Annotated in this window: 3 protein-coding genes; 1 reads left to right on the plus strand and 2 read right to left on the minus strand. The window is 67.0% G+C overall.

What is annotated here, in order from left to right; translation table 11 throughout:
* Positions 1-2,340 (minus strand): ATP-binding protein, encoded by a 2,340-nt coding sequence (locus IAE58_RS07385; RefSeq protein WP_199934236.1) that lies wholly within the window; start codon positions 2,338-2,340, stop codon positions 1-3.
* Entirely contained in the window at positions 2,337-2,963 is a 627-nt protein-coding gene (locus IAE58_RS07390) for a response regulator transcription factor (protein WP_199934237.1), read from the minus strand. Before IAE58_RS07390 ends, IAE58_RS07385 begins: the two co-directional genes overlap by 4 nt.
* A gap of 389 nt (positions 2,964-3,352) precedes the next feature.
* Here IAE58_RS07390 and IAE58_RS07395 point away from each other — a divergent pair, with 389 nt between their 5' ends.
* Positions 3,353-6,346, plus strand: coding sequence for a TonB-dependent receptor (locus IAE58_RS07395; protein WP_199934238.1), 2,994 nt, complete (start codon positions 3,353-3,355; stop codon positions 6,344-6,346).
* Positions 6,347-6,445: the final 99 nt, after the last annotated feature.

The following is a 6,445-nucleotide window of genomic DNA, read 5'->3' on the forward strand; positions in this document are numbered from 1 at the left end:
TCAGAGCGGCGGCACGGCCCCGGTAACGCTGGGGTCGTGTACGCCGCGTAGTTGATCGACCAGCTGCAATGCAGCACCCCAATTGGGCGTTCGTTCGCGCCCGTGCTGGGCCAGTGTTGCGGCCTTCGCCGCCAGTTCGTGCAGGCCCTGCATCTGTAACGCACCATGCAACCGGTGCGCATGGTGCGCCAGTGCCACGCCATCGCCAGCACGCACCGCACTTTCTGCTGCCACATGTTCGCGCCGCAGATCCTCGGCAATCTCTGCCGTCAGCGCGCTCCTGTCATGCGCCGCCGGTTCGGCCGTTGCATCGCCACGGCCCAGCGCCTGCAGCAACGCATCCAGCTGCAGCGGCTTGCTGAGTACGCCATCGAAGCCAGCCTGCAGGCAGCGCTGCCGGTGCGTGGGCCCGGTGTGGGCCGACAGCGCCAGGATTCGCGGCGTGCCGTTTTTGGCCGTACTGGCCTGGCGTAGCTGCGGCGCCAGCGCGTAGCCGTTGCTGTGCCCCAGCTCGATGTCCAGCAGGATGACCGCGTGCTGCGCGGTCGCCTGGCGCAACAGGGCCGCGCCAGCGCTGGACACTTCATGCACGGTCGCGCCGTGCTTGCGAAGCTGCGCGGCCAGTACCCGGCGCGACAGCGTGTGGTCTTCCACCAGCAGCATATCCAGGCCTGCCAGCAGCGGCGTGGCCGCGGCCGTTGGCGCGGCCGGTGCCTGGGCATCCGGCAACGGGATGACCGTGACCGGGAGGCGCAGGCTGAATCGACTGCCGCGGCCCTGCACACTGTGCGCGTCCAGCGTACCGCCCATCGATGCTGCCAGCTCGCGGCAGATCGACAGCCCCAAGCCACTGCCACCGCGCGCCTGTCCCTCGTCGCCGGGCTGGAAGGGCTGGAACAGCAGCGCCATCTGCGCCGGCGCAATGCCGATGCCGCTGTCGATCACATCCACCAGCAACTGCGCGGCGTCTGCGTCAGCCAGCAACTGCGCGCGCAGCTCGATGCCGCCGGCATCGGTGAACTTGATGGCATTGCCCAGCAGGTTGTCCAGCAACTGCCGCAGGCAGTCTGCGTCCAGTTCCAGCCACGGCAGCGGCTGTGGCGATACATCCAGATGCAGGGTCAATCCCTTGCGCTGGGCTTCAGGGGCAATGGCCTGCAGTGCCTGGCTGGCGATAGTGGCCGCGTCGCAGGGCCGCGGGCTGGGCTGGAACGTGCCGGCTGCCAGGCGCGAGAAGTCCAGTGCGCGATTCAGTCGCCCGCGAAGTTCCAGTGTCGCGCGATTGGCCGCGCTCACCAGGTCGCGCGCACTGGCGGGCAGCTGCAACTGCCGCAGCAGATCCAGTGCCGACATTACCAGGTGCGCCGAATTGCGCACTTCGTGACTGAGCATGCCCACCGCACGCGCCTGCGACTGCGAGCGCTGGCGCCAACGCCCGGCCAGCCGGCGACGCAGCCACAGCCCGCCCACGACCAGTGCGACCGCGGGCAGCAGTACCGCCGAACCGCGCACGCCCGCCTGTGCCAGTGCGTCCGCAATCGACCGGGGCAGCGTCTGCATGGCCCAGCGATGGCCAAGCGCGGCGTGTTCTTCCAGGGTGATCCTGTCCAGGCCTTGTTCCACCCGATCCAGCAGCGCCCGTTCGTCAGCGTGGGCCAGCAGATGCAGCTGTTGCGGAAATCCCGAGCGGATCGGCTGCAGTTTCAGGCCCTCGTTGAAATGCCGGCGCAGGATCGGGCGCAGCGAGGCTTCCATGCCGATGGCCGCGTCAGCCGCACCGGCCTCCACCGCGGCCAGCGCGGCGTAGACATTCGGGACCGCCAGCACGCGGACATCGCAGGCGTGCTGTGCCAGCCAGCCGGGGTAGGCGCCACCCTGCACGGCGGCCAGCACCACCGCATCCAGCCCGTCGGCATCGCGCGGCAGGCGCGTTCCGTTGCGCCCGGCCAGGGCCGTCATTGCGCCGGGGAAGCTGCGCCGACCGGTCTGCAATGCGCAGGAGGTGGCGTGATCAAGCGCGCTGCCCTGCACCAGGATCAGGTCGGCCTCGCGGCTGCAAAGGGCCAGCAGGGCCTCGCGCAGGCTGTCGTAGGGCGTGTCGACGAAGGTCAGCCCCGAGTGGCGCGCCACCAGCTCGGCGTAGCCGTGGGCGATGGTAGGCAGCACCGGACGACTGCCCGGGGCGTCAGGGAAGGGGCGTAGGGTGGGGTAGGTGGCCACGCGCACCTGGCGGTCATCGCCCCATTGCCACAACTGCGTATCGCCGGCGGAAGCGCAGGGCAGCAGGGACAGTGCGGCCGCCATCGCAACACTGCGCCAGGGTGTGGGCGTACAGCTCATAAGGCCTCCAGTTCGCGGCGCATGGCAAAGATCTCCGCGTCGTTGCGCAGCCCCAGCTTGCGCAGCGCTGCGACTTTCTGGGTGCTGATGGTCTTGACGCTGCGGTGCCGGTACTGCGCGATCTGCGAAACGGTGTAGCCCGCCAGCAGCAGGCGCATCACTTCGCGCTCGTTGCGACTCAGCTCATCCTGCCCCGGCAGTCGCCGGCATGCGGCGGGGATGCGATAGAGCCCCTGCGACACACGCACCACCGCGTCGGCCAGTTCGCTCAGGGGTTCCGATTTGCCGACATAACCATTGATGCCAGCCGCCAGCAGGTGACTGATCGCCGCGGCAGAGGCCTGTCCGGCGAAGGCGAGCAACGGGGTGCGTGGTGCGTGCTCGCGCAGATGTTCCACCAGTGCCGTTCCGCTCAGATCGCCGGGCGCCAGACTGAGGTCGATGATGCCCACGTCGACCCGCTCCTGCTGCAGCGTCTGTGCAAAGCAGGCGCTTGCGGAGTGGCTGGCCACGATCTGGAAGCGGAAATTGGTACCCAGGTAGAGCGCGGTGCCGCGACGGACGACATCGTGGTCGTCCAGCAGTGCCAGACGCAGGCGGCGCGGTGCAGGGAATCCGTTCATGCGCGGGAGGTGATCGGCGCCGCTGGGGCGTGGCGCCCATTCTGGCGCTGCACGTCACGCCAGCCTCGAATTCGTTCGAATTTTACGATTATTCCTATTTGTTGCAGCGCGTCGCTTTTAACCTAAGCGCTGCGGAGGCGTATACGTTGCGTTGGGGTTTCGGCCATGAAGGTGCTGCGCGCCCGGCACATTATCGTGACGCGTCACGACGGAACGAGCGGGCGCATGCGAGGGTAGGGCAGAGACCTGCCTATCGCCATCGGCCAATAGCAGATAACCACTGGGCATTTCTGCATTGAGGCGCGAGCGGGGTTAATGAATGTGCAATGTCTGGCGCGTCGCTTGCGGCGCGTAGGCAGCGCTTCCCCCACTACCCGTACCGAAACACGATGACGACAGCTCGTTCTTCACTGCGCCCGCGTCTGCTGGCGTTGGCGGTGGCGCTTGCCACCGCGTCTCCCGCGCTGCATGCGCAGTCCACCACCGGCGCGATTGCCGGCCAGGCGCCGCCTTCCACGCAGCGCATCTTCGTTCGCAGTGACACCGGCCTCAGCCGCGAAGTGGCGGTCGATGCACGCGGGCGCTTCAGTGTCGGCCAGCTGCCGCTGGGCCGTTATTCGGTGGAAGCGCGCGATGCCGAGGGCAAGGTACTGGAATCCCGCCAGGACGTGGCGCTGACCGTGGGCGCCAGCACGGAAGTGTCCTTTGCCGGCGTCACCCGCCTGGACGGCGTGCAGGTCAGCGCCGATCGTGCCGCCGCGTCGATCGATGTCAGCAGCGTGGATTCGCGCACCGTCATCACCGCCGAGCAGCTGCAGCGGCTGCCGCTGGGGCGTTCGGCCGAGGCCATCGCCCAGCTGGCGCCCGGGGTAATCGGCAACAGCGGCAACGGCAGCTATGCCGGCCCGACCGGCGCACAGCTGGTGAGCTTTGGCGGCTCGTCGGCCGCAGAAAACGCGTACTACATCAACGGCTTCAACACGACCGATCCCTTGCGCGGCTTGGGCGGCCTGACCCTGCCGTACGGCAGCATCGACCAGCAGGAAATCTACACCGGCGGCTACAGCGCCAAGTACGGCCGCTCCGATGGCGGCGTGATCAACGCCGTCGGCAAGCGCGGCACCAATGATTGGCACTTCGGTGGCCAGGTGACGTGGGAGCCGGCCTCTGCGCGATCGGACAAGGGCGATGTGCGCTACCCGGGCGACGGCGCGCTGTACGCGCCCGAGAGCAAGGACCGCGAGTGGGTGACCACGCAGAGCGTGTATGCCGGCGGCCCGCTGATCGAAGACCGGCTGTTTTTCTTCGGCTCCTACGAACTGGAGCGCCGCGAGGGCACCGACGTGAAGAACGTCGAGGCCACCAATTCCTATTCAAAGTACGAATACAGCCGGCCGCGCTGGTACGCCAAGCTGGACTGGAACATCACCGACAACCACCTGCTGGAACTGACCGGTGCGTCCAGCCGCAACGTGTTCCGCGGCGACATCTTCGCCTACGACTACGACACGCTGAGCCGGGGCGAGCAGCGCGGCAAGGAAGACACCACCAAGACCGGCGGCGACCTGTGGACAGCCAAGTACACCGGCTACCTGACCGACCGGTTGACGGTGAGCGCGCAGTACGGCGAAATGAACACCGATGACTACATCGGCAATCCCGCCTACGACGGCAGCCTGACCTACATCAGCAGCGCATCGCTGCAGAACCCGGCCATCACCGGCGGCACGCCCATCACCAATGCGCAGACCACGTCGCTGCTGGTGAACCCGGACCGTGGCAACCGCAGCAACAACCTGCGGCTGGATGCGAACTATGTCTGGGGCAACCACAGCATCACCGTCGGTATCGACAACCAGAACGCGCGCGCACTGAATCGTGGCTCAGTGGCATCGGCCGACGGCTACTACTGGATCTACGGCCAGTCCAACCCGAACGTGCCGATCAACACGGGCCTGGGCGTGCCGGCCACCGGCGGCATCCGCAATGGCGAAGATGGCTACTACGTGCGCCAGTACATCTACAGCGCGCTGGCCTCGGTGCGCGCCTCGCAGCGGGCGCAGTACATCGAAGACAACTGGCAGGTGACCGATCGCCTGCTGTTGAACCTGGGCCTGCGCCTGGACCAGTTCACCAACTTCAACCGCGATGGCGACGCGTACATCAAGCAGACCAGCGGGCAGTGGGCGCCACGCCTGGGCTTCAGCTGGGACGTGGGTGGGGACGGGCGCTTCAAGGTGTTCGGCAACGTGGGCCGCTACTACCTGGCGCTACCACTGAACCCAGCCTTCAATGCCGCCGGCGCCACCCTGGCAACGTCCACCTATTACACATACGGAGGCATCGACAGCAACGGCTACCCGACCGATCTGACCGCGTTCTCTGGCGCGGTGTCGTCCAACAACAACTACGGCCTGCTGCCGGATGCAAAGACGGTGGCCACCTCGGGTATCGAGCCGTCCTACCAGGACGAGTTCATCCTTGGCTTCAGCAAGGCACTGGGCCAGAACTGGGTGTACGGCGCCAAGGCCACGTACCGCGTGCTGCGCAGCGGGGTGGATGATTACTGCGATATCGACGCCGTGCTGGGCAAGGCCAGCAGCCTGGGTTACAACGTGACCAAGGACAGCAACCCGGTCAGCTGCTGGCTGATCAATCCGGGCCGGGCGAACACGTTCAACCTGGTCGATACCAGCGGCAATTACGTATATGTGCCGCTCAGCAATGCGGAAATGGGCTTCCCGCGTTTCAAGCGCAACTACTACGCGGTGAACCTGTCGCTGGAGCACCCGTTTGATGGCCGCTGGTACGCCCGCGCCGATTACACCTGGTCGCGCAGCTATGGCACCACCGAAGGCCAGTTGCTGTCGGGCATCGGCCAGACCGCGGTGTCCACCACGCAGGCCTGGGATTACGCGCAATTGATGGAGCACACCAACGGCCCGCAGAGCAACGACCACACCCACCAGATCAAGCTGCACGGCTACTACCAGATCACGCCGGAATGGCTGGTGTCGGCCAACATCAAGGCGCTTTCGGGCACGCCGTTCAGTGCGCTGGGTTCCTACGGGCCGAATTTCGAAGATCCGTCTGGCTACGGCATTGCCTACCACTTCTACAACGGCCAGCCGGCACCTCCCGGCAGCCAGGGCCGCCTGCCGTGGCTGAAGCAGCTGGATCTGGGCGTTTCCTACCGTCCTGCGGCTGCAGATGGCCGGCTGGGCTTCAATCTGGACGTTTTCAACGTGTTCAACAGCCAGACGGCGCTGTGGAAATCGCCGTATTCGGAGCTGGACCCCGGACAGCCGGACCCGCTGTATGGCGCGGCGACGGTACGACAGGCGCCGCGATCGCTGCGGGTCAGCGTGAGCTACGACTACTGACCCGGGGGCAGGGTGGGCCGGGGAGGGAGCCCCTGCCCGGGTGGCCGGGGGGGGGGGGGGGGGGGGGGGGGGCGGGCGGGGGGGCGCCCCCCCACGCCG

Origin of the sequence: Stenotrophomonas sp. S49 (assembly GCF_016624905.1) — a bacterium.
In the GTDB taxonomy this organism is placed as follows: Bacteria; Pseudomonadota; Gammaproteobacteria; order Xanthomonadales; family Xanthomonadaceae; genus Stenotrophomonas.